This is a genomic window from Rhodococcus sp. RD6.2 (assembly GCF_001040705.1).
In the GTDB taxonomy this organism is placed as follows: domain Bacteria; phylum Actinomycetota; class Actinomycetes; order Mycobacteriales; family Mycobacteriaceae; genus Rhodococcus_G.
This window is the reverse complement of record NZ_CVQP01000001.1, coordinates 755,775-775,535: the sequence shown is the minus strand read 5'-3', so window position 1 is coordinate 775,535 and position 19,761 is coordinate 755,775. Positions and strand designations below refer to the sequence as shown.

Annotated in this window: 15 protein-coding genes; 8 read left to right on the top strand and 7 right to left on the bottom strand. The window is 69.8% G+C overall.

Annotated elements, in window-relative coordinates; translation table 11 throughout:
* Positions 1–11: 11 nt before the first annotated feature.
* Positions 12–1,760, bottom strand: coding sequence for a DEAD/DEAH box helicase (locus RHCRD62_RS03450; RefSeq protein WP_050063218.1), 1,749 nt, complete (start codon positions 1,758–1,760; stop codon positions 12–14).
* A gap of 129 nt (positions 1,761–1,889) precedes the next feature.
* Here RHCRD62_RS03450 and RHCRD62_RS03445 point away from each other — a divergent pair, with 129 nt between their 5' ends.
* From RHCRD62_RS03445 to RHCRD62_RS03430, 4 genes are all read left to right on the top strand, one after another.
* Positions 1,890–3,173, top strand: a complete 1,284-nt coding sequence (locus RHCRD62_RS03445; protein WP_050063217.1) for a TrpB-like pyridoxal phosphate-dependent enzyme — start codon at positions 1,890–1,892, stop codon at positions 3,171–3,173.
* A gap of 64 nt (positions 3,174–3,237) precedes the next feature.
* Positions 3,238–4,035 carry a carbon-nitrogen hydrolase family protein gene (locus tag RHCRD62_RS03440; protein ID WP_050063216.1) on the top strand — a complete coding sequence of 266 codons (798 nt, stop codon included), beginning with the start codon at positions 3,238–3,240 and terminating at the stop codon, positions 4,033–4,035.
* A gap of 86 nt (positions 4,036–4,121) precedes the next feature.
* A complete protein-coding gene (locus tag RHCRD62_RS03435) occupies positions 4,122–4,748 on the top strand; it encodes a phosphoribosyltransferase (protein WP_050063215.1) in 627 nt (208 codons plus the stop codon).
* Between the two features lie 183 nt (positions 4,749–4,931).
* Complete coding sequence (locus RHCRD62_RS03430; protein WP_050063214.1) at positions 4,932–6,719, top strand: AMP-dependent synthetase/ligase; 1,788 nt, start codon at positions 4,932–4,934, stop codon at positions 6,717–6,719.
* A 206-nt stretch (positions 6,720–6,925) separates the two neighbouring features.
* Here the strand turns inward: RHCRD62_RS03430 and RHCRD62_RS03425 are convergent, their stop codons facing one another.
* Entirely contained in the window at positions 6,926–7,930 is a 1,005-nt protein-coding gene (locus RHCRD62_RS03425) for a hypothetical protein (protein WP_050063213.1), read from the bottom strand.
* A 95-nt stretch (positions 7,931–8,025) separates the two neighbouring features.
* Between RHCRD62_RS03425 and RHCRD62_RS03420 the strand changes: the two genes are divergently transcribed.
* Entirely contained in the window at positions 8,026–8,586 is a 561-nt protein-coding gene (locus tag RHCRD62_RS03420; protein ID WP_050063212.1) for a TetR/AcrR family transcriptional regulator, read from the top strand.
* Here the strand turns inward: RHCRD62_RS03420 and RHCRD62_RS03415 are convergent.
* Positions 8,562–9,347: an SIR2 family NAD-dependent protein deacylase gene (locus tag RHCRD62_RS03415; protein WP_084734046.1), complete on the bottom strand. Its 786-nt coding sequence runs from the start codon at positions 9,345–9,347 to the stop codon at positions 8,562–8,564. The two genes, RHCRD62_RS03420 and RHCRD62_RS03415, sit on opposite strands and share 25 nt — an antisense overlap.
* On the opposite strand from RHCRD62_RS03415, the gene RHCRD62_RS03410 reads away from it, so the two are divergent.
* The gene (locus RHCRD62_RS03410; RefSeq protein WP_050063211.1) at positions 9,346–9,849 is read left to right on the top strand and encodes a uracil-DNA glycosylase family protein; all 504 of its coding nucleotides are present in this window, start codon (positions 9,346–9,348) and stop codon (positions 9,847–9,849) included. The two genes, RHCRD62_RS03415 and RHCRD62_RS03410, sit on opposite strands and share 2 nt — an antisense overlap.
* Positions 9,850–9,907: 58 nt before the next feature.
* On the opposite strand, the gene RHCRD62_RS03405 is transcribed toward RHCRD62_RS03410, so the two are convergent.
* On the bottom strand, positions 9,908–11,503 hold the full coding sequence (locus RHCRD62_RS03405) for a GMC family oxidoreductase (protein ID WP_050063210.1): 1,596 nt from the start codon (positions 11,501–11,503) through the stop codon (positions 9,908–9,910).
* 67 nt (positions 11,504–11,570) lie between these two features.
* The gene (locus RHCRD62_RS03400) at positions 11,571–13,289 is read right to left on the bottom strand and encodes an aldehyde dehydrogenase family protein (protein ID WP_253277172.1); all 1,719 of its coding nucleotides are present in this window, start codon (positions 13,287–13,289) and stop codon (positions 11,571–11,573) included.
* Positions 13,290–13,468: 179 nt separating this feature from the next.
* On the opposite strand from RHCRD62_RS03400, the gene RHCRD62_RS03395 reads away from it, so the two are divergent.
* Positions 13,469–14,653: a PucR family transcriptional regulator gene (locus RHCRD62_RS03395; RefSeq protein WP_050063209.1), complete on the top strand. Its 1,185-nt coding sequence runs from the start codon at positions 13,469–13,471 to the stop codon at positions 14,651–14,653.
* 105 nt (positions 14,654–14,758) lie between these two features.
* On the opposite strand, the gene RHCRD62_RS03390 is transcribed toward RHCRD62_RS03395, so the two are convergent.
* Entirely contained in the window at positions 14,759–15,508 is a 750-nt protein-coding gene (locus RHCRD62_RS03390; RefSeq protein WP_050063208.1) for a maleylpyruvate isomerase N-terminal domain-containing protein, read from the bottom strand.
* Positions 15,505–16,134: an alpha/beta hydrolase gene (locus RHCRD62_RS03385; protein WP_050063459.1), complete on the bottom strand. Its 630-nt coding sequence runs from the start codon at positions 16,132–16,134 to the stop codon at positions 15,505–15,507. The genes RHCRD62_RS03390 and RHCRD62_RS03385 overlap by 4 nt, the downstream gene beginning before the upstream one ends.
* A gap of 121 nt (positions 16,135–16,255) precedes the next feature.
* Here RHCRD62_RS03385 and RHCRD62_RS03380 point away from each other — a divergent pair, with 121 nt between their 5' ends.
* A complete protein-coding gene (locus RHCRD62_RS03380; protein ID WP_050063207.1) occupies positions 16,256–19,750 on the top strand; it encodes a TM0106 family RecB-like putative nuclease in 3,495 nt (1,164 codons plus the stop codon).
* The last annotated feature ends 11 nt before the right edge of the window (positions 19,751–19,761 follow it).

The window sequence follows — 19,761 nt, the reverse complement described above, 5'->3', positions numbered from 1 at the left end:
CCTCCGAGAGGTCAGTAGCGGTCGCGCTTGGGCTTGCCCTTGTCGAAACGCGGCTTGCCCTTGCCGTGCTGCGGCCGCTGCCCGGGCGGACCCGAGTCGGGGGTGAGCTGGATCAGGACACCGGAGATCCGGGTGCTGCGCAGCGCCTCGAGGGTCTCGTTCGCGAGGTCCGCGGGCAGTTCGACGAGGCTGTGGTCCGGCCGGATGCTGATGTGCCCGAAGTCGCTGCGACGCAGACCGCCCTCGTTGGCGATGGCACCGACGATCGCGCCCGGAACCACCCGATGCCGCTTGCCGACCGCGATCCGGTACGTCGCCAGCTCCTGACCGTCGCGGTTGATCTTCGGTCCCTCGTCGAACTTGCGCGGCGGTCGCTCGCGAGGTTCCCGTTCCTTGCGCGGCGGGGCCGGCGGCTCCGGTTCCATCAGGAACGCGTCGCCGTCACGGGACTGCACGGCGAGTGCCGCCGCGATGTCGGCGAGCGGGACGTCGTGCTCGCGCTCGTAGTCCTCGATCATCCGACGGAACAGTGCGAGGTTGTCGGAGTTCAGGGACGCGGTGATCGAGTCACCGAACTTCGAGACACGCTGCGCGTTGACGTCCTCGACGGTCGGCAACTGCATCTCGGTCAGCGGCTGCCGGGTAGCCCGCTCGATCGCCTTGAGCAGGTGCCGTTCGCGCGGAGCCACGAACAGCAAGGCGTCGCCGGTGCGCCCGGCTCGGCCGGTACGGCCGATGCGGTGCACGTACGACTCGGTGTCGTGCGGGATGTCGTAGTTGACGACATGCGAGATGCGGTCGACGTCGAGGCCGCGGGCCGCGACATCGGTGGCGACGAGAATGTCGAGGGCACCGGACTTGAGCTGGCCGATGGTCCGCTCACGCTGCGCCTGAACGATGTCGCCGTTGATCGCGGCGGCCGAGAATCCGCGTGCACGAAGCCGTTCCGCGAGGTCTTCGGTGGCCTGCTTGGTGCGGACGAAGATGATCATCGCCTCGAACGCCTCGACCTCGAGGATCCGGGTCAGGGCGTCGAGCTTGCGCTGGTGCGCGACCTGCACCCACCGCTGCGTGATGTTCGTTGCGGTCGACGTCTTGCCCTTGACGGTGATCTCGACCGGATCGTGCAGGTACTGCTTGGAGATCTTGCGAATCGCGGGCGGCATCGTCGCGGAGAACAGCGCGACCTGCTTGTATTCCGGGGTTTCCGCGAGGATCTTCTCGACGTCCTCCTGGAAGCCCATCTTCAGCATCTCGTCGGCCTCGTCGAGCACCAGGTAGTCCAGGTGCGAGAGGTCGAGGGTGCCCTTCTCCAGGTGGTCGATCACGCGACCGGGCGTGCCGACGATGACCTGCGCGCCGCGCCGCAGGCCGGACAGCTGGACTCCGTAGGACTGACCGCCGTAGATCGGCAGCACCTGCAGGCCGGGAATGTGCGCGGAGTACTTGCCGAACGCCTCGGCCACCTGCAGCGCCAGCTCGCGGGTCGGTGCGAGCACCAGCGCCTGCGGCCGCTTCTGGTCGGTGTCGATGCGGGACAGGATCGGGACGGCGAACGCGGCCGTCTTACCGGTTCCGGTCTGGGCGAGGCCGACAACGTCGTTGCCTGCCATCAGCGGCGGGATGGTGGCTGCCTGGATCGGCGACGGCGACTCGTACCCGACGTCGCTCAGTGCCCGAAGCACCCGATCGTCGATGCCGAGGTCGGCAAAGGTTGTGCTGTCGGTTTCCGGCTCGGGGTTCTGCTCGGTGTCACTCATTTCACCTGGAGTTTAGTCGATCGACCGGAGTGCGGCCGACTCGAAGCCACCCACCCCCGTTAACCCTGATCACGAACACCGGCACAATGCGGGTCAGCATCCGCCTCTCGACCACCCCCAGGAGCGCCCGTGTCCGACACGCCGATCCCCACCCACTGGTACAACATCGCGGCTGACCTGCCGGTCCCGCCGCCGCCGCACCTGCACCCGGGGACCAGGGAGCCGGTCACGCCCTCGGATCTCGAGGCCCTGTTCCCGTCCGCGCTCATCGCGCAGGAGGCGGCCACCGAGCAGTACATCGAGATCCCCGAGCCGATCCGTGAGGTCTACAAGACGTGGCGTCCCGCGCCGCTGATCCGGGCTCGCGAATTCGAGAAGGCGCTCGGCACCCCGGCACGGATCTACGTCAAGTACGAGGGCGTGAGCCCCGTCGGCAGTCACAAGACCAACACCGCGGTCGCGCAGGCGTACTACAACGCCCAGGACGGCGTCACCAAGATCACCACCGAAACCGGCGCGGGCCAGTGGGGCTCCGCACTGTCGTTCGCCTGCGCGAAGTTCGGCATCGACCTCGAGGTGTGGCAGGTGCGGGCGTCGTACGACTCGAAGCCCTACCGCCGCTTCCTCATGGAGACCTACGGCGGCACGGTGCATCCGAGCCCCTCGCCCCTCACCGCGTCCGGCCGCAAGATCCTCGAGGAGTTCCCGGACACCCCGGGCAGCCTCGGCATCGCCGTGTCCGAAGCCATCGAGGTCGCGGCATCGGACCCGCAGACCCGCTACGCACTCGGCAGCGTCCTCAATCACGTTGTCCTGCACCAGACCGTCATCGGCCTCGAAGCGGTCGAGCAGCTCCGCGCCGCGGGCGAGGAGAACGCCGACGTCGTGTTCGGGTGCGCAGGAGGCGGTTCCAACCTCGCCGGCCTGGCGTTCCCGTTCATCCGCGAGGTCCTGCACGGCCGCGCGAACACGCGGATCATGGCCGTCGAGCCGGCCGCGTGCCCGTCCATCACCAAGGGTGAGTACCGCTACGACCACGGTGACGTCGCGGGACTGACGCCGCTGATGAAGATGCACACGCTCGGCCAGGACTTCGTCCCGGACCCGATCCACGCGGGCGGGCTGCGCTACCACGGCATGGCGCCGCTGCTCAGCCACACCGTCGAGCTCGGCTACGTCACCGGCCAGGCCGTCGACCAGACCGACTCGTTCGCCGCGGGCGTCCAGTTCGCCCGTGCCGAGGGCATCGTGCCCGCTCCGGAGTCGTCGCACGCCATCGCGGCCTGCGCCGAGTACGCCAAGACGCTGACCGAACCCGAGGTCCTGGTCATCGGCCTGTCCGGACACGGCATGCTCGACCTGCCCGCGTACCACGCCTACATGGAAGGCAACCTCGTCTCCACTGCCGAGTGAGTGCCCCACCCGGATGAGCCTCGCTGCCGGGCGACCGACGACGGTCGCCCGGCAGAATGGGTCCATGGTCGAAATCGCAGTGGCCCAGTTCTGCTCCGGCACCGACAAGCACGAAAACCTCGCAGCGGTGCGCAACCTCGTCGGGGAGGCCGCGGCCCGCGGCGCACAGGTGGTCATCGCACCCGAGTACGCGATGTACACCGGAGCCCGGGTCGACGAACAGCTCGTCACGTCCGCCGAACCCCTGGACGGCCCGTTCGTCACCGGAATACTCGGCATCGCATCCGAGTTCGGCGTGCACGTCGTCGTGGGTGTCAACGAGTCGCTACCCGGTGACGACCACGTGTCCAACACCCTCGTGGCCGCCGCACCGGACGGCACGATCGCGGCCGTCTACCGCAAGATCCACCTCTACGACGCATTCGGCTACCGGGAGTCGGATGTCATTCGCGCCGGCGAGATCGCCACCCCGGCCACGTTCACCGTCGACGACCTCACCTTCGGCATGCAGACCTGCTACGACCTGCGATTCCCCGAGGTGACGCGGCGCATCGTCGACGCCGGCGCCGACGTCCTCGCACTACCCGCCCAGTGGGTTCCCGGTCCGCTCAAGGAAGACCACTGGACGACACTCGTCCGCGCCAGGGCGATCGAGAACACCATGTACGTCGCCGCCGCCGACCAGAGCGCCCGCGGCGGGTCCGGCAACTCGATGATCGTCGACCCGATGGGAGTGGTCCTCGCCTCGCTCGGCGAGCAGGTCGGCACGGCCCGCACCGAGGTGAGCGCAGCCCGGATCGCCGAGGCGAGGGCGAAGAACCCGGCGCTGGAACTGCGCCGCTTCGACGTGGTCGAACGGTAGGCACAGCGACGTGGTCGAACGTCGGGCACAGCGGCGTCGTCGAACGATAGGCCGCACACCCCGCGCGGCGTAGCGTCGAAGGCGACATGCTCTACGCGACCCGCGCCGAGGCCGGCCGCGAACTGGCCGCCTCCCTGACGCACCTGCGTGACACCCAACCGCTGGTGCTCGGGTTGCCGCGTGGCGGCGTCCCCGTCGCCGCCGAAGTCGCCCGCGCGCTCGGCGGCGACCTGGACGTGATCGTCGTCCGCAAACTCGGTTTGCCGTGGCAACCGGAGCTCGCGATGGGCGCGATCGGCGAGGAACACGTCCGCGTACTCAACGCGGACGTGATCGCGCAGTCACGCGTCGCCGAGTCGGCACTCGCAGACGTCGAGGTGTCGGAGCGACGCGAACTCGACCGCCGCGTGCGACTGCTCCGCGGTGACCGGCCTGCCGTCCCGGTCGCCGGACGGCTCGTGGTGATCGTCGACGACGGCATGGCGACCGGCGCGACCGCCGTCGTGGCGTGCCGGGTCGCGCGAGCTCGAGGCGCCGACCGGGTCGTGGTCGCGATGCCGGTGTCATCGGACGAGGCAGTGACGCGACTCGAGGACGAGGCCGACGAGGTCGTGTGCCCGCTCGTACCGCGCTGGCTCGGCGGCGTCGGCGGCGCCTATCGGGATTTTCACCAGCTCACCGATGCGGAGGTGAGGTCTGCATTGCGTTTGTGATCTACACCTCGCCCGACCTCGCCGAACGGGCCAACATGCCAGTTCCCGAGACTTTCAGTAACAGTAATCTCGTTTCTTCGAGATTACATCCGGTCAATCCGGACAACGAAGACTGTGCACCGTCCCCTACGATGTGATCCAATGCACACCCGTACCGATCAGTAGTTCCTGGAGGGATCCTCAGTGCGAGAGTTCGAAGTTCCGCAGTCGTTTACCGTTCCAGACGACATCTCGATGGCTGACACGGTGTTCCGCTACGAGAAGGAATGCCCGCAGCACGTCCCCTTCAAGAAGTTGGTGGGCGGCAAGTGGGTCAACGTCACCGCCGCCGAGTTCGCGGGCGAGGTCGCGGGCGTCGCCAAGGGCCTGATGGCGTCCGGCATCGAACTGGGCGACCGGGTCGCGATCCTGTCGGCCACCCGCTACGAGTGGGTCGTCCTCGACTACGCCATCTGGACCGCAGGCGGGTGCACCGTCGCGATCTACGAGACGTCCTCGCCCGACCAGGCGCAGTGGATTCTCGAGGACTCCGCGACCGCCATCCTCGTGGTCGAGACCGCGAAGCACGCCGAGGCCGTCAAGGACGTCGCCGAAGCGGCCCCCGCGTTGCGCGAGATGCTGCAGATCGAGGCGGGCGCCCTCGACGAGCTCACCTCCCGAGGCGCGACGATCACCGACGAGGCGCTGCACGAGCGTCGCGCGCAGGTCAATGCGTCCTCCCCCGCGACGCTGATCTACACCTCCGGCACCACCGGCCGCCCGAAGGGTGTTCAGCTCACCCACGGCAACTTCAACGCCGAGGCGAAGGCCGTGAAGTTGGCGCTCGACGACGCGATGGCCGAGGGCCAGTCGACGCTGATGTTCCTGCCGATGGCACACGTGTTCGCCCGCGCGATCTCGTTCGGTGCGTTCGAGAACAAGGTGACCGTCGGCCACACCGCGGACCTGACGACACTCGTCGACCAGTTCGCCGTGTTCAAGCCGAACTTCATCCTGTCCGTGCCGCGCGTGTTCGAGAAGGTCTACAACTCGGCCAAGCAGAAGGCCGAGGACGGCGGCAAGGGCAGCATCTTCGCCAAGGCCACCGAGACCGCCATCGCGTACAGCGAGGCGCTCGAGACGGGCGGCCCCGGCTTCGTCCTCAAGCTCAAGCACGCCCTCTTCGACAAGCTCGTCTACGGCAAGCTGCGCGCCGCTCTCGGTGGCGAGTGTGACCGCGCGGTCTCCGGCGGCGCGGCACTCGGCGCCCGTCTCGGCCACTTCTTCCGCGGCATCGGCGTTCCCGTCTTCGAGGGCTACGGACTCACCGAGACCAGCGCCGCGATCACCGTCAACACGACCACCGCGCAGAAGGTCGGCACCGTCGGCAAGCCGATCAACGGCCATGCCGCGAGGATCGCCGACGACGGCGAACTTCTGGTCAAGGGCCCGGTCGTGTTCAACGGCTACTGGCACAACGACGCCGCCACCGCCGATTCGATCAAGGACGGTTGGTTCCACACCGGCGACCTCGGGTCCATCGACGACGAGGGCTTCGTCTCGATCACCGGCCGCAAGAAGGAAATCATCGTCACCGCGGGCGGCAAGAACGTCGCCCCGGCTGTACTCGAGGACGCCCTGCGCGCCCATCCGCTGATCAGCCAGTGCCTCGTCGTCGGCGACGCGAAGCCGTTCATCGGTGCGCTCATCACCATCGACCAGGAGGCACTGCCCGGCTGGTTGGAGCGCAACAACATCGCGACCGACCTGCCGATCGCCGAGATCGTCAAGCACGCCGATCTGGTCGCAGAGATCGACGCAGCGGTCGCCGAGGGCAACAAGAAGGTCTCCAACCCGGAGCAGATCAAGAAGTACCGCATCCTCGATGTCGACTTCACGATCGAGACCGGTGAGCTGACGCCGACGCTCAAGCTCAAGCGCAACGTCATCCACGACTCGTTCGGAACCGCCATCGAGGCGATCTACTCCTGACGTTTCGCCCCGCACCGGGGCGGTGGTGTGACTGAATGGGTCGCCTCCCTCGGGAGGCGACCCATTCCCCGTTTCATGTGAGGAGTTCGGATGCTGACCCTGCAGGACATCCTGGTGTACGACCCGAAGGTCGAGTTCTACAACGCGCTCATGACCGCATTTGGATCGAGCGACAAGGTGATCAACACCTAGGGCGGCGGCGGCCGCTACGCGGCGACGAGAACCTCGTCCCGCGTGGCGCGCCGCGCGGACAGCGCGACGAGCGCCAGACCGACTGCGATCCACCCCCCGAGCACCACGAGTGCGGGCCCGGCCCCGGCGCCGTCGAAGAAGGCCGCCGAACGGATGGCGGTACCCGCGGCGCCGATCGGCAGGAACTGACCGATCGCACCCCACGGCTGTGGCAGCCACCAAGGACCGGTGGCGAGGCCGGACAGCGGGTTCGCGACGAAGACCATGATCACGGCACCGATCCCGAGGCCCGGATACCCGAACAGCGATTCCAACCCGAGGACGACGAGCGAGATCGCGGCGATGCCGAGTGCGACACCTGTCGCCGTGAGCCAGAACGAGCCGTCGATCGAGCCGAGCCAGAACTGCAGGATCGCTGTGATGGTGACGCCCGCGACCGCGGAGAACCCGATCGAGCCGACGACGCGCAGCGTCCGGCTGTGCTTGAAGAGGGTGACGAGCCCGACCGCCGAGATCATGCCACCGAAGGCGAGCGGGAGGGCGAGCGCCGACAACCCGGAGCCGGCCGGGTCGTCCTCGGTGAGCGGCACCAGGTCCGTGTACGTCATCGGCTGCCCCTTCGCCGCGAGGCCGGCACCGATGGACCGCAACAGGGGCGCGTACGGCGCTCCGGCCGCGGCCGCGGTCTGGATCAGGACTCCGTCCGGCGTGATCGAGATTCCACCGACCGCGTCACGTGCGGTGATCGCGTCGGCCACCGCGGCCGCGTCGGCGTAGCGCGTGACGTCGAAGCCGCCAGGACTGCTGGCGTCGAGTGCCGCCTCGAGATTCGCGAGCGCGGGGTCGGGGCCGGACACGGCGACAGGCAGGTCGTGGGCGCCGGAGTTCACGGCTGGGGCGGCGAATGCCAGCAGCATCAGGGACACGGCCAGCGTCAGCCCGGCGACGACCACGACGAGTACGCGCGGGCCGGGTGTCCGCTTCGTCCCCGAAGCAGAGGAATCATGTGCTGCGGTCATCACTGCTCCATAAGTGATAGATGTTTACTCCGATTAAGTGGGAGTGTAATACTCCGCTTGCGAGGTCACAATGGTGTCGTGGAGAAGAGGTCGACGTGAGAGCCGATGCGCAGGCCAACCGCGACGCCGTCGTTGCCGCTGCCCGCCGACTCGTCGCGTCCCGGGGCACGACGGTGTCCGTGAACACCATCGCCGCCGAAGCCGGAGTCGGAGTCGCCACTCTCTACCGGCACTTCGCCACGCGCGACGACCTGCTGTACGCGATTGCCGTCGACACCCGCGAGCGCATCGCCGCGATCATGGATCGGTACTGCACCGAGGTGACCCCCGACCCGGAGACGTGGTGGACGTCGTTCGTCCGCGAGGTCGCGGCCCTGCGCCCCGGCGCACTGATCTCGGTGGTGACGGATGCCCTCGCCGAGGGCGTCGACGTGTCGAAGTTCGTGGCACTGCGAACCGAGGCACTCACGTCCATCGACGCGGTCGTGTCACTCGCCAAGGACGCGGGAGTGGTGCGCGCAGACCTGACGGCCGTGCAGTTCCAACTGGGGCTGGCCACGATCACCCGGCCGCTGCCGACCGGCGTCGACCTTCCCGACCTCGCCGAACACGAGCGCTGGCTCGTCGAGATCTACATTCGCGGACTGCGTCCCTGACCCACCGCGGCGAGCACCGGCAGCGCCTGCGCAGCGGTGGCCCGCCACGAGTGGGTGACCGCGGACGACAGATCGGTTGGCTCGGGGTTGATCTCGACGACGGTCGCACCCGCTCGCAGCGCCCGCAGCGGCAGCTCGGCTGCCGGGTAGACCACCGCCGAGGTTCCGACCACGAGCATCAGGTCGCAGTGCTCCACCGCGTCGACGGACGCCTGCCAGGCGTCGGCGGGAAGTTCCTCCCCGAACCACACCGCACCGGGGCGGACCGGGGCCGTGCAGGACTCGCACGACGGCGGCGTGATTCGCTCCGCAGGCTCGTCGCGCAGGTCGGCGAAGCGGGCGTCGTCGAGGTCCGCGGCCAGCCCGCAGAGGCAGCAGCGCGGCGCGTAGAGACTGCCGTGCAGGTGCGCCGCCACCGTGGATCCGGCTCGCTCGTGCAGGTCGTCGACGTTCTGGGTCAGCACCGTCACCTCGGCTGTGTCCGCCCACTCGGCCACAGCCCTGTGCCCCGCATTCGGCTGCACCCGTCGCACCAGCGCGGCGCGCCACTCGTACCACGCCCACACCAGCGCCGGATCCTTCTCCCACGCCTGCGGCGTCGCCAGTTCGGTCGGGTCGAAACGTTCCCACAGCCCTGTCAACGCGTCCCGGAACGTCGGTACCCCCGACTCCGCGGACATCCCCGCACCGGAGAACACCGTGACCCGCTCGACGGAACGGACGACGTCGAGGAGTGCCGGGTCGGGTTGAATGAGCGCCATGTCGACGATTGTGCACCCCGTCCCCGAGGGCGACCGACCACTCGGGTTCGGCGACGGGTTCGCCAAGCTGCTGCTGGTGTCCCCCGATCCCGGTGCCGAACCCCGACTGTTTCGGGCCCTGCACGTGGCGGGGGTCGCCGCCAGGTCCGGCGGCCGCGATGACGCGGGCCAGAAGCTCTTCGGTGCCCGCATCGTCGGTGATCCGATCGCGGAGTGGCCGGAACTGCATCGGTGGGTGCGGGCGGTGGTGGCATTCGGTCCGGAGGCGTGGGCGGCGACGCTGGACGCCATGTCAGTCGACGGGCCCACATTCGCGCCCGGCAACTCTGTGTCCGACGGCGGGGTGACGATTCTCGGGCACGCGGCCCTCGACGACCCCGAGTTCACGGACTCGGCTCTCGCCGACGCCCTCTCCACCGCCCAGGACCGCGCCGGACTCACCTGGGGCTGCGGAGGCAGCTCCGTCCCCCGCAACCGGGAGGTGCCCCCAGCCCTCGCCTGATCTCGAAGCCCGAGGTGACCACACCCGCACACAAGCTAGGGGCCCCGAGCCGGCCCGCTCAGTTCGCCTGTCGGAGCAGGTCGGCCGCCTTCTCCCCGATCACCACGCACGGTGCGTGGGTATGGCCGCGGATGATGGTCGGCATGATCGACGCATCCGCCACACGCAGCCGGTCCACCCCGCGCACCCGCAGCTCGGGATCGACGACGCTGGCCGCGTCCTTGCCCATCCGGCAGGTTCCGGTGGGGTGATAGAGCGTGTGCGAGGTGCGCTCGAGCGCGGTTGCCAGCACGTCCTCGAGGGGCGTCGGGGAGGTCACGGCGGGCCGGATCATTTCGCCGAGCAGGGATTTCAGTGCCGGAGCGGAGGCGAGCGCCTCGCACAACCGCAGGCCCTCGAGCATCGCGCGGCGGTCGATGCCGCCCGCGTCGCTGAGGTAGCGCGGATCGATGATCGGCTTGTCCGCGTGGTCCGCCGACCGCAGCGTGATCTCCCCGCGGCTCTCCGGCTTGAGCAGGATCGCGCCGAGGACCGCCGCGTGTTCGGCGGCGGGCACGAGGCCCTCGTCGAAGAACGGCGCGGGCGCGAAGATCATCTCCAGGTCGGGCAGCGCGAGTTCCTCACGGCTGCGGGCGAACCCGTACGCCTCGCCCACATTCGACGTGAGCATCCCGCGACGCCGGACCAGGTAGTTGGCGAGCTCGGGGAGCTTCTCGGCCGCGAAGAGTGTGTCCGATTCGACGCGGTAGCCGAGCATCGACACCAGATGATCGGACAGGTTGCGTCCCACCTCCGGCAGGTGGTGCCGCACGGCGATGCCGTGCCTGCGCAGCTGCTCCTCGTCGCCGATGCCGGACAGCATCAGCAGCTGCGGTGTGTTGATCGCACCGCCTGCGAGTACCACCTCCTTGCGGGCGCGGACAGTGCGACGCACGCCGCCCTGCAGGTACTCGACCCCGACGGCAGCGGATCCCTCGAACAGCACCCGGGTTGCGGCGGCCTCGGTGAGCACGGTGAGGTTGGCGCGCTTTCGCGCGGGCGCAAGGTATGCGTCGGCCGTGCTCCATCGAGCGCCGCGCCTCTGGGTCACCATCGTCTGCGAGAAGCCCTCAGGCGCAGCGGCGTTCGCGCGCTCGACCGGGAACCCCGTCTCGCGCGCCGCCTCCAGGTAGGCACCGGTCAGCGGGCGTGGGCTGCGCTGGTGGCTCACCGTCAGCGGGCCGGTGGTGCCGGCGTCGTCGGCGCCCGCGCCGCCCTCGACGTTCTCGATCCTGCGGAAGTACTCCACCACCTTGCCGAAGGACCAGGAGTCGTCGGAGAGCTCGGCCCACTCGTCGTAATCGGCGGCGAACCCGCGCACCCACATCATGGCGTTCATCGACGAGGAACCGCCGAGGGTCTTCCCTCGTGGCCAGTAGATGCTGCGGCCGCCGAGCCCGGGCTGGGGCTCGGTCAGGTAGTCCCAGTCGACCTCGCTGCGGAACAGCTTGGAGAAGGCCGCAGGAATGTGGATGAACTTGTCCTTGTCCGGCGGCCCGGCCTCGAGGAGGACGACCTCGGCGCGCGGGTCGGTACTGAGCCGGCCGGCCAGCGCGGCGCCGGACGATCCCGCACCGACGATGACATAGTCGGCGACCGACGATTCCTGGATCATGCGTTCATCTCCACATCGAGAAGTGTTGGGGGGAAGTGCTTCCGCCGCGGTACGGAACCGTCGGCCCTCAGCCGCGCAGCGCCGAAACGAAGATCGCGGGCAGACGGGTCCACGACGGCTTGCCCGCGAACTCGGTCAGCCGCCGACCGGTACCGGCCGCGGTGCGGTTGGTGACGAACCACGGCGGCTTCGGCGAGATCGACCACTCCCGGTGCATTAGCGACCGCGGCGACGGCCGGAACGGGCCGCGCACCACGGTGCGCTCGGGCCGGTCGATCAGCAGCGCATTGTGGACCACCCCGATGCCGCTCTGCACGTCGCTGAGGGTGTGGCCGGGGAACGCGCCCCAGGTCGCCGCGGGGGTGAGGTAGCCGACCCCGGTCCACGCGTTCACCGCGATCGTCCCGTACCGCAGCGACTCGAGCAACGCGTCGAAGCGCGTTCCCATCGAGTCGATGGTGCCGGGCTCGGCGATGATGTTGACCCCGAGCGTCCCGACGAACTGATCGTTGACCACCTCGGCCGCGCGGGTCGCGAACTGCTCACCGTCGTGCGGCAGCTCGATCACCCCCAGCACCGGCCCGAAGTACTCGGTCTGCACCAGCGGGGCGAACTCGTCGGGCTGCAGGCCCGACACCAGCACCCGGCCGCCGCGCTCGCCCAGCCGCTCGGCCTTCGGGTAGGACTGCGCGGCCGAGGCGACCCGGTCGTCGCTGCCCGGGTAGTAGGCCGGGCGGGCGGGGGCGCGGTCGACGGCGGCGCGCAGCGCGGCGACGAACTCGTCGCGCTGCGGCCACCGCGAGGACAGCACGACCACCTGTGACGCGATGCAGTTGTAGCCGCCGTTGTGCAGACGCTGCGTCGCGATGTGCTCGGCCTGGAACTCGATGTCGGCGCGGCTCCAGGCGCCGGGCAGCACAATGGTCGGCGACACGCCGCCCAGCTCGCTGGTCATCCCCTTGTCGAGGACGGGCTCGCCCGCCGCCTTACGGCGCGCGCCCTCCTCGCCGGTGCCGAAGACGATCGCATCGTGGGTCAGCGCGCTGCCGGTCATGTGCACGTGGTCGACCAGCCGATGCCGGGTCAGGTAGGTGCCGACGTCGGCGCCGCCGGTCAGTATCCGGACCGCGCCGATCGTGATGAACGGCTCGAGCACCTTCTCGAAGACCGGCAGCATCCGATCCATGATCGGGTTGAGCTTGAGCGCGACGACGCGGTTGTGCGCGAACAGTTCGTACAGGGTGTCGAGCGGGGCGATCGAGGTGATGTTGCCGGCGCCCAGTACCACCCCGACGCCCTGCGTCCGGGTGGGATCGAGCTGGGCTAGGCCCGCCTCGCGTTGTGCCGTCGCACGATCGACGCCCGGCTGCAGCCAGACGTCGGCGCTGAACCCGCTCAGCAGCAGCCTGTCGAAGACGCTCATCGGCAGCGCCCGCACGGTGGTGCGACCGCCAGGGGCGGTGCCGAAGGTGGCGTCGGCGAGCGGACTGGTACCGGACTCGAGCCTTTCGAGGCTGGCGGACAGCGTCGTCGCGCCGGTGGCCACCGAGTACGGACCGGATATCCACTCCTCGCCGACCAGCGCGGAGTCGGGGTCGAGCCCCTTGATCTGCACTGCCGCTGCCACCCATAGGGCCGCGTGTCGCACCGTGAGATCGCGGACTCGGTCGAGCAGTTGCCGTCGGCGGCCCAGGGACAGGCCTGCCCAGGTCTTCTCGCCCTCGACGAGGTCGGCCAGGGCCTGATCGATGGCCGGGTGCGTGCTGGCAGGGTCGTGGTCGGACACTGGACAACTCCGTTCGATTCGAGGCAGGCGGGGGCCGGACTCGTCGGATCTTCTCCTGTGATCCTCGTCGCATCGTGGGCCGCGCGCCATAGGCGGACGGCGCCGAAGTCGACGACCCGCTTGTGCAGCCGCACAAGACCCTATGGCGTGGGTCACTTCAGGACGGCTACCCTGGGGCGATGTCCGTCAGTCCCGAACTCCTTCCGCCCGCGCCGACCGAGCTGCTGCACGACATGCGCGCCTCCGTGGACGATCTCGCCGACGAGCTGGTCGCTCGCATCGTGGCGGCCGAGCAGGATTACGCCGACGCCTCGCTGCTGACGCCGGAACAGCTGAGGTTCGCGTGCTGGGACAACCTGTCCTCGATGCTCGCGAACCTCGACGGCAGCGAGCCGGTCCGCCTGGAGTCGGCCCGCACGGCCGGGCGGATGAAGGCGGAGCAGGGCGTGTCGCTGGCCGCGTTGCTGCACGCCTTCCGGCTCGGCGGGCGGTTGATCTGGGAGGAGCTGACGGTGCGCTCGGACGGGCGCGCCAGCCAGTGGCTGCTGGACATGGCCGCGCAGGTCTGGGCGCTGGTCGACGTCTACTCGGACGCCGCGGCCGACGCTTACCGGGAGGCGGCCGACAGGCGGGCGCGCGAGGACGTCGAGGCGAGCAGGCGGCTGATCCGGACACTGTTCGCCGACAGTTCCGCCAATCCGGCAGGCACAGCGGATGCAGTGCGGGCGTTCCGCATACCCGAGCGGGCAGCTTTTCTCGTTGTCTCCGTTCGAGATTCGACGTCATGCCCGTCGGCGGACACGTTGCGATCGAGGCTGACCGGGATCGGTATCGACTCGGTGTGGGACACCGAGGTCGACGGCCTCCTCGGCCTGCTGTGGGCGCCGGCCGAGGAGGCGCTGGACGCAGCGCTGAGCGAGATGGGCGGTGCAGCGATCGGGGTGAGCCGCGGGTTCGGTCGGCCGGGCGGCATCGGGGAGGCGGTGGAGCAGGCCCGGCAGGCTCGGAGCTGCGCGCCCGACGGTGTGGGCGGACCGACGCGCTTCGACTCGGTTCCGGTCCCACTGCTGGTGATCCGGCAGCCGGACGCGGGGAAACTCGCCGCCCGTCAGGTCCTGGGTCCGGTGCTGGCCCTGCCCCTCGAAGAACAGCACCATCTCCTGACGACCCTCGACGCCTGGTTCGCTGCCCGCGGATCGACCGCGGCCGCCGCCGCGAAGCTGCACTATCACCGCAACACCGTGCTGTACCGACTACGCCGGATCCAGGAGCTGACGGGGCGAGATTTCGTCGATCCGGTGCATGCCGCCGAGTTGTACGTGGGCCTGTGCGCCCACCGGCTGCTCGGCACCGGGCAGGAGTGAGCGCGAATCCACGACAGCACGGTGAGGCGACCACCTGACTCGGTGGCGGACTTCTCGCAGCGCTGCTCGTTCACTCACCAGGAATCCGTCGCCGACGGACAGGCTCTACATGACCGCGGCGTCGACCATCCGGTGTGCGACGTCGATGTCGCCAAACATCTCCAGCGTGGCCAGGGGGCGGCGCCGCCACATCGTCAACAGCAGCTCCTGGGCGGTGCCGCGGATTGCGACGTCACCCTTCGCATGTCCGGCCTCGACCTTCACACCGTCCGGGCCGAACGTGAGCAACCACTCTGCGTCCGGGGTGTCGGTTCCGTGCAGGTGGACCGTCTTCCCGTGCAGTGGGGTGGGCACCTCCGGGAGTGCGCGGATCAGGACGAGCCGCGCCCATTCGTCGACGCCGTCCGCGGCACCGAGCGAGTCGACGGGTTCGGGAGCAACGCCACCAGCGGCATGGACCGCGTCCGCGGCGTCCACCCGGTGCACCGCGACTTCGTGCGCCTGCCTGCGCGCCCAGAATCGGACGGCTCCAGGACCGGTGAATGTCGGTGCGGGCCGATCGAAATCGTGCTTGTCGAACTCCGCGAGCAGTTCGTCGAGCGCGTCCCGGTACGCGGGCAGACAGTCGCGCCCGCGTGGCAACGACTCGGCCGATGCGGACGTCGCCATCGACGCATCCGGGCCTGCCGCGAGGGTTGCCGACACCCAGCGGTGCACCCTGCCCGTGTGCCGCACGACCCGCTCCAGCGTCCATCCGGGGACGGTGGGCACGGGCGCGTCGAGAGCATCGGGCGGCATCGCCGCGAGGCGCATGCCCTCGGTACGCAACATTGCGAGGTGTTCGTCCGGAGTCATGCCTGCACGCTAGACCGGATGAACGCGGCGACGTCGGACGTGACGCGGCGATGTACCGGCTCGTGCAGCAGATCGTGACCTGCGTCCTCGTACTCCCGCAGTTCGGCACCCGGCACCGCCGCCGACCATGCCCTGGCGCCGTCGATCGGGGCGCGTCGGTCGTCGACGCCGTGGACGACGAGAACCGGGGACCGGACGCCCGCGACCGCGTCGGGGTTCGCGGCCGCCGCGCGGGGCAGCCCGCACAGGACGACTGCCGCGAACCGCAGCGGCGCCCGGTTCACCGCCGCCACGGCAGTGGCGGCGCCGAGGGAATGCCCCATGATCGCCAGCGGCAGTCCGGGGCGGTCGCCTTCGGCGATGTCGGCGAGCAGCAGCGCGTTGGTGGCGAGGTCGTCGATCGGTCCCGGTTCGCCGGGTTCGCCTTCGCTGAGCCCGTGCCCGACGTGGTCGAGCGCCCACATCTCGATCCCGTCGGCGCCCAGTGCTCGCGCGAATCGGTGGTAGTGCCCGGTGTGCTGGCCCATCCCGTGCAGGAACACGAGTCCGGCGACGGGATCTGCGCACGGCCAGCGACGGTGGTGAACCTGCCCGGATGCGCCGTCGAAGAATCGGGAGCCGGTCACGAGACGTCCCTCGCGCGGACGGTCCACGTGCTCGCTGCCACGGTCCGGTCTCCCTTCGTCGGGTCCGGGGGTCCGGACGCTCCGTCACCGTACCGTCGGTGGTCTCTGCCATAGTCGGTCCGTGTTCCTCCTCGACGATCACATCGTGCACAGCACCAGCGACCTGGCGCGGGCAGCGGACTGCGAGTTCGCGCTGCTCCGCCGGTTCGATGCGAAACTCGGCCGCGGCGAGGCGGAGGACGCCGCCGACGGCGCCGACCCGATGCTGGCCCGGACGTCCGCGCTCGGCGACGCGCACGAGCATCGACGTCTGGTCGGGTATCGGGAGCGGTTCGGCGACGGCGTCGTCGTGATCGAGCGACCGAAACTCGTCGGCTCGGCGCTGACGGCCGCCGCGACCGCAACCCTCGACGCCGCGAACGCAGGCGCGGACGTCATCTACCAGGGCACGTTCTTTCAGCGCACGACTCTGGGCGGCCGATTCCTCGGGTTCTGCGACTTCCTGGTCCGCGGCGAGGACGGCTACCAGGTGATCGACACCAAACTGTCGCGGCATGCGCGGGTTCCCGCACTGCTGCAGCTCGCGGCATACGCGGACGCCCTCCGACGGTCCGGTATCCCGACGGCGCCGACGGCCGGCCTGGTCCTGGGTGACGAGACCACCGTCAGCGTCCCCCTCGCCGATGTGACGCCCGTGTTCGAGCGGCGCCGTGACGCCCTGGTTCGGCTTCTCGACGACCACCGACGCGGTGGGACGCCGGTGTCGTGGGGCGCGGTCCGCGCCTGCGGGCGCTGCGAGTCGTGCACGCCGGAGGTGACGCGCAGCCGCGACCTGGTACTGGTCGCGGGGTTACGGTCGACGCAGCGCGAGACGCTGATTCGCGGCGGTATCACCACGATCGACGCGCTGGCGACGGCGGATCGGCCGGTCCACGGAATGACATCGGCGACGTTCGACTCGCTGCGCGCTCAGGCGGCCGTGCAGGTCCGATCCGAACCTGGCGAGCCCGACTTCGAGGTGATCGGTGGCGGTGCGGCGCTCGCCGGAGTGCCCGCACCGGACCCGGGCGACGTCTTCTTCGACTTCGAGGGCGATCCGCTGTGGGCGGAGAACGGCTCAACCGACTGGGGTCTCGAGTACCTGTTCGGCGTGATGGAATCGGACGGGACGTTCCGGCCGTTCTGGGCGCACGACCGCGAGCAGGAGCGGCGCGCGCTGCTGGACTTCCTGGACTACGTCACAGAACGCCGGAAACGTTTCCCGCACATGCACGTCTATCACTACGCCGCCTACGAGAAGACGGCGCTGCTGCGGCTGGCCGGACGGTACGGGGTCGGTGAGGACGCCGTCGACGCCCTGCTGCGGGACAACGTCCTCGTCGACCTCTACCCGGTGGTGCGGGGTGCGGTCCGGGTCGGTGCGCCGTCGTACTCGATCAAGAAGCTCGAACCGCTGTACATGGGCGACCAGCTGCGCAGCGGCGATGTCACCGACGCAGGCGCATCGATCGTCGCGTACGCCGACTACTGCGATCTGCGGGATGCGGGCCGCGGCGACGACGCCGCGGTCCTGCTGAAGGGCATCGCGGCCTACAACGAGTACGACTGCCTGTCGACGCTTCGGCTGCGAGACTGGCTGCTCGGTCTCGCCGCCGACCGCGGGGTGCGGCCGCACCCGGCGCAGGAGGCGTTGGACGTCACCGTCGAGGAGCCCGATCCGAGCGAGGTGGCGCTGCGTGCGCACGTCGGCGATGCACTGGCGGGTGCGCGGTCGTCGGACCAACAGGCGGCCGCACTGATGGCGGCCGCGCTCGGCTACCACCGCCGCGAGCGGAAGCCGTTCTGGTGGGCGCACTTCGCGCGCCTGACCGCCCCGACCGACGAGTGGTCGGGCACCGCCGACGTGCTGGTCGCCGAGTCGGCGACGGTCGCCGAGGACTGGCACAAGAGCTCGCCGCGTCAGCGCAAGCTCCGCCGCCGGATCCGGCTCGTCGGCACGTGGGGCACCGGATCGACGACACGGGTGGGGGACGCGCCGTTCGCGCTGTACGACGCCGCGACGGGTGTCGGCTTCGGCGAGGCCGGCTCCCGCGGCACCGCGGGCGTCACCGTCGTGGCACTCGACTCGGAGCCGGGACCGGACGGAAGCCCGCGGGACGTGGTGATCGTCGAGGAGCTGCAGGGCGAGGGCACCCACGATCCCGTCCCGATGGCACTGGCGCCCGGACGCCCGGTACCCACCCGCCGGATCGAGGCGTCGATCGCCGAGCAGGCGTCCGCGATGGTGGCCGCGCTGCCGTCGATGCCGGGCACGGCGGCAGTGGACATTCTGCGGCGGATTCCGCCACGGACCCGGTCGGGTGCGGCGTTGCCCGTCGCCGATCCCGACAACCGCGCTCCCGCGATCGTCGCGGCGCTGCTCGACCTCGACGATTCGTACCTGGCGGTGCAGGGCCCGCCCGGTACCGGCAAGACCCACACCGGCGCAGCCGTTGTCGCGGACCTGGTGAGCCGGCACGGTTGGCGGGTCGGTGTTGTCGCGCAGTCGCATTCGGTGGTCGAGAACATGCTCGACGCCGTCGTCCGGTCGGGTGTTCCGGGCGACCGGGTCGCGAAGAAGCCCGGTTCCGGTGTCACCGCGGCCCCGGAGTGGACCGAGCTGGATCCGAGCGGGTTCCCGGAGTTCCTCCGTCAGCACGCGTCGACGGGTTGCGTGATCGGGGGTACCGCATGGGATTTCGCGCATTCCGACCGCGTTCCCCCGGGAAGCCTGGATCTGCTGGTCGTCGACGAGGCGGGACAGTTCGCGCTCGCCAACACGGTCGCCGTCGGGAATTCGGCACGGAACCTGCTGCTGCTCGGCGATCCGCAACAGCTGCCGCAGGTCAGTCAGGGCATCCATCCCGAGCCCGTGGACACGTCGGCGCTCGGCTGGCTGGCCCACGGGGACACTGCTGGGGAACTCGGCCTGATCCAGCACGGCGCCCTGCCGCCGGAACTCGGCTACTTTCTCGACGTCACGTGGCGAATGCACCCCGATGTGTGCGCGCCGGTGTCGGCGTTGTCGTACGACGGCAGGCTGCACTCCAAGGAATCGGTGACCAGGGCGCGGCATCTCGACGGAGTGGAGCCGGGCGTGCACGCCCACCTCGTCGACCACGTGGGTAACTCGACCTCGTCGCCGGAGGAGGCGGTGGCGATCACGGCGGCGGCGACCGCACTGATCGGCGCCCGGTGGACCGCGTCCGCAGACGCGGAGCCGCGTCCACTCACAGCGTCGGATCTCCTGGTGGTGGCGCCGTTCAACGCCCAGGTCACGCTGATCCGGGAGCATTTGACGGCCGCCGGACTCGGAGACGTCCTCGTCGGGACCGTCGACAAGTTCCAGGGCCGCGAGGCCGCGGTCGTGTTCGTGTCGATGACGGCGTCGTCGGCCGCGGACGTTCCGCGCGGGATCGGCTTCCTGCTGTCGCGAAACAGGTTGAACGTCGCCCTGTCCCGGGGCATGTGGCGCGCGGTGATCGTCCGCTCCCCCTCACTGACCGACTACCTGCCGACGACACCTGCCGGGCTCACCGAGCTCGGCGCGTTCCTGCGCACCCACCCCAGCGCCTGACGGAGGCGTTC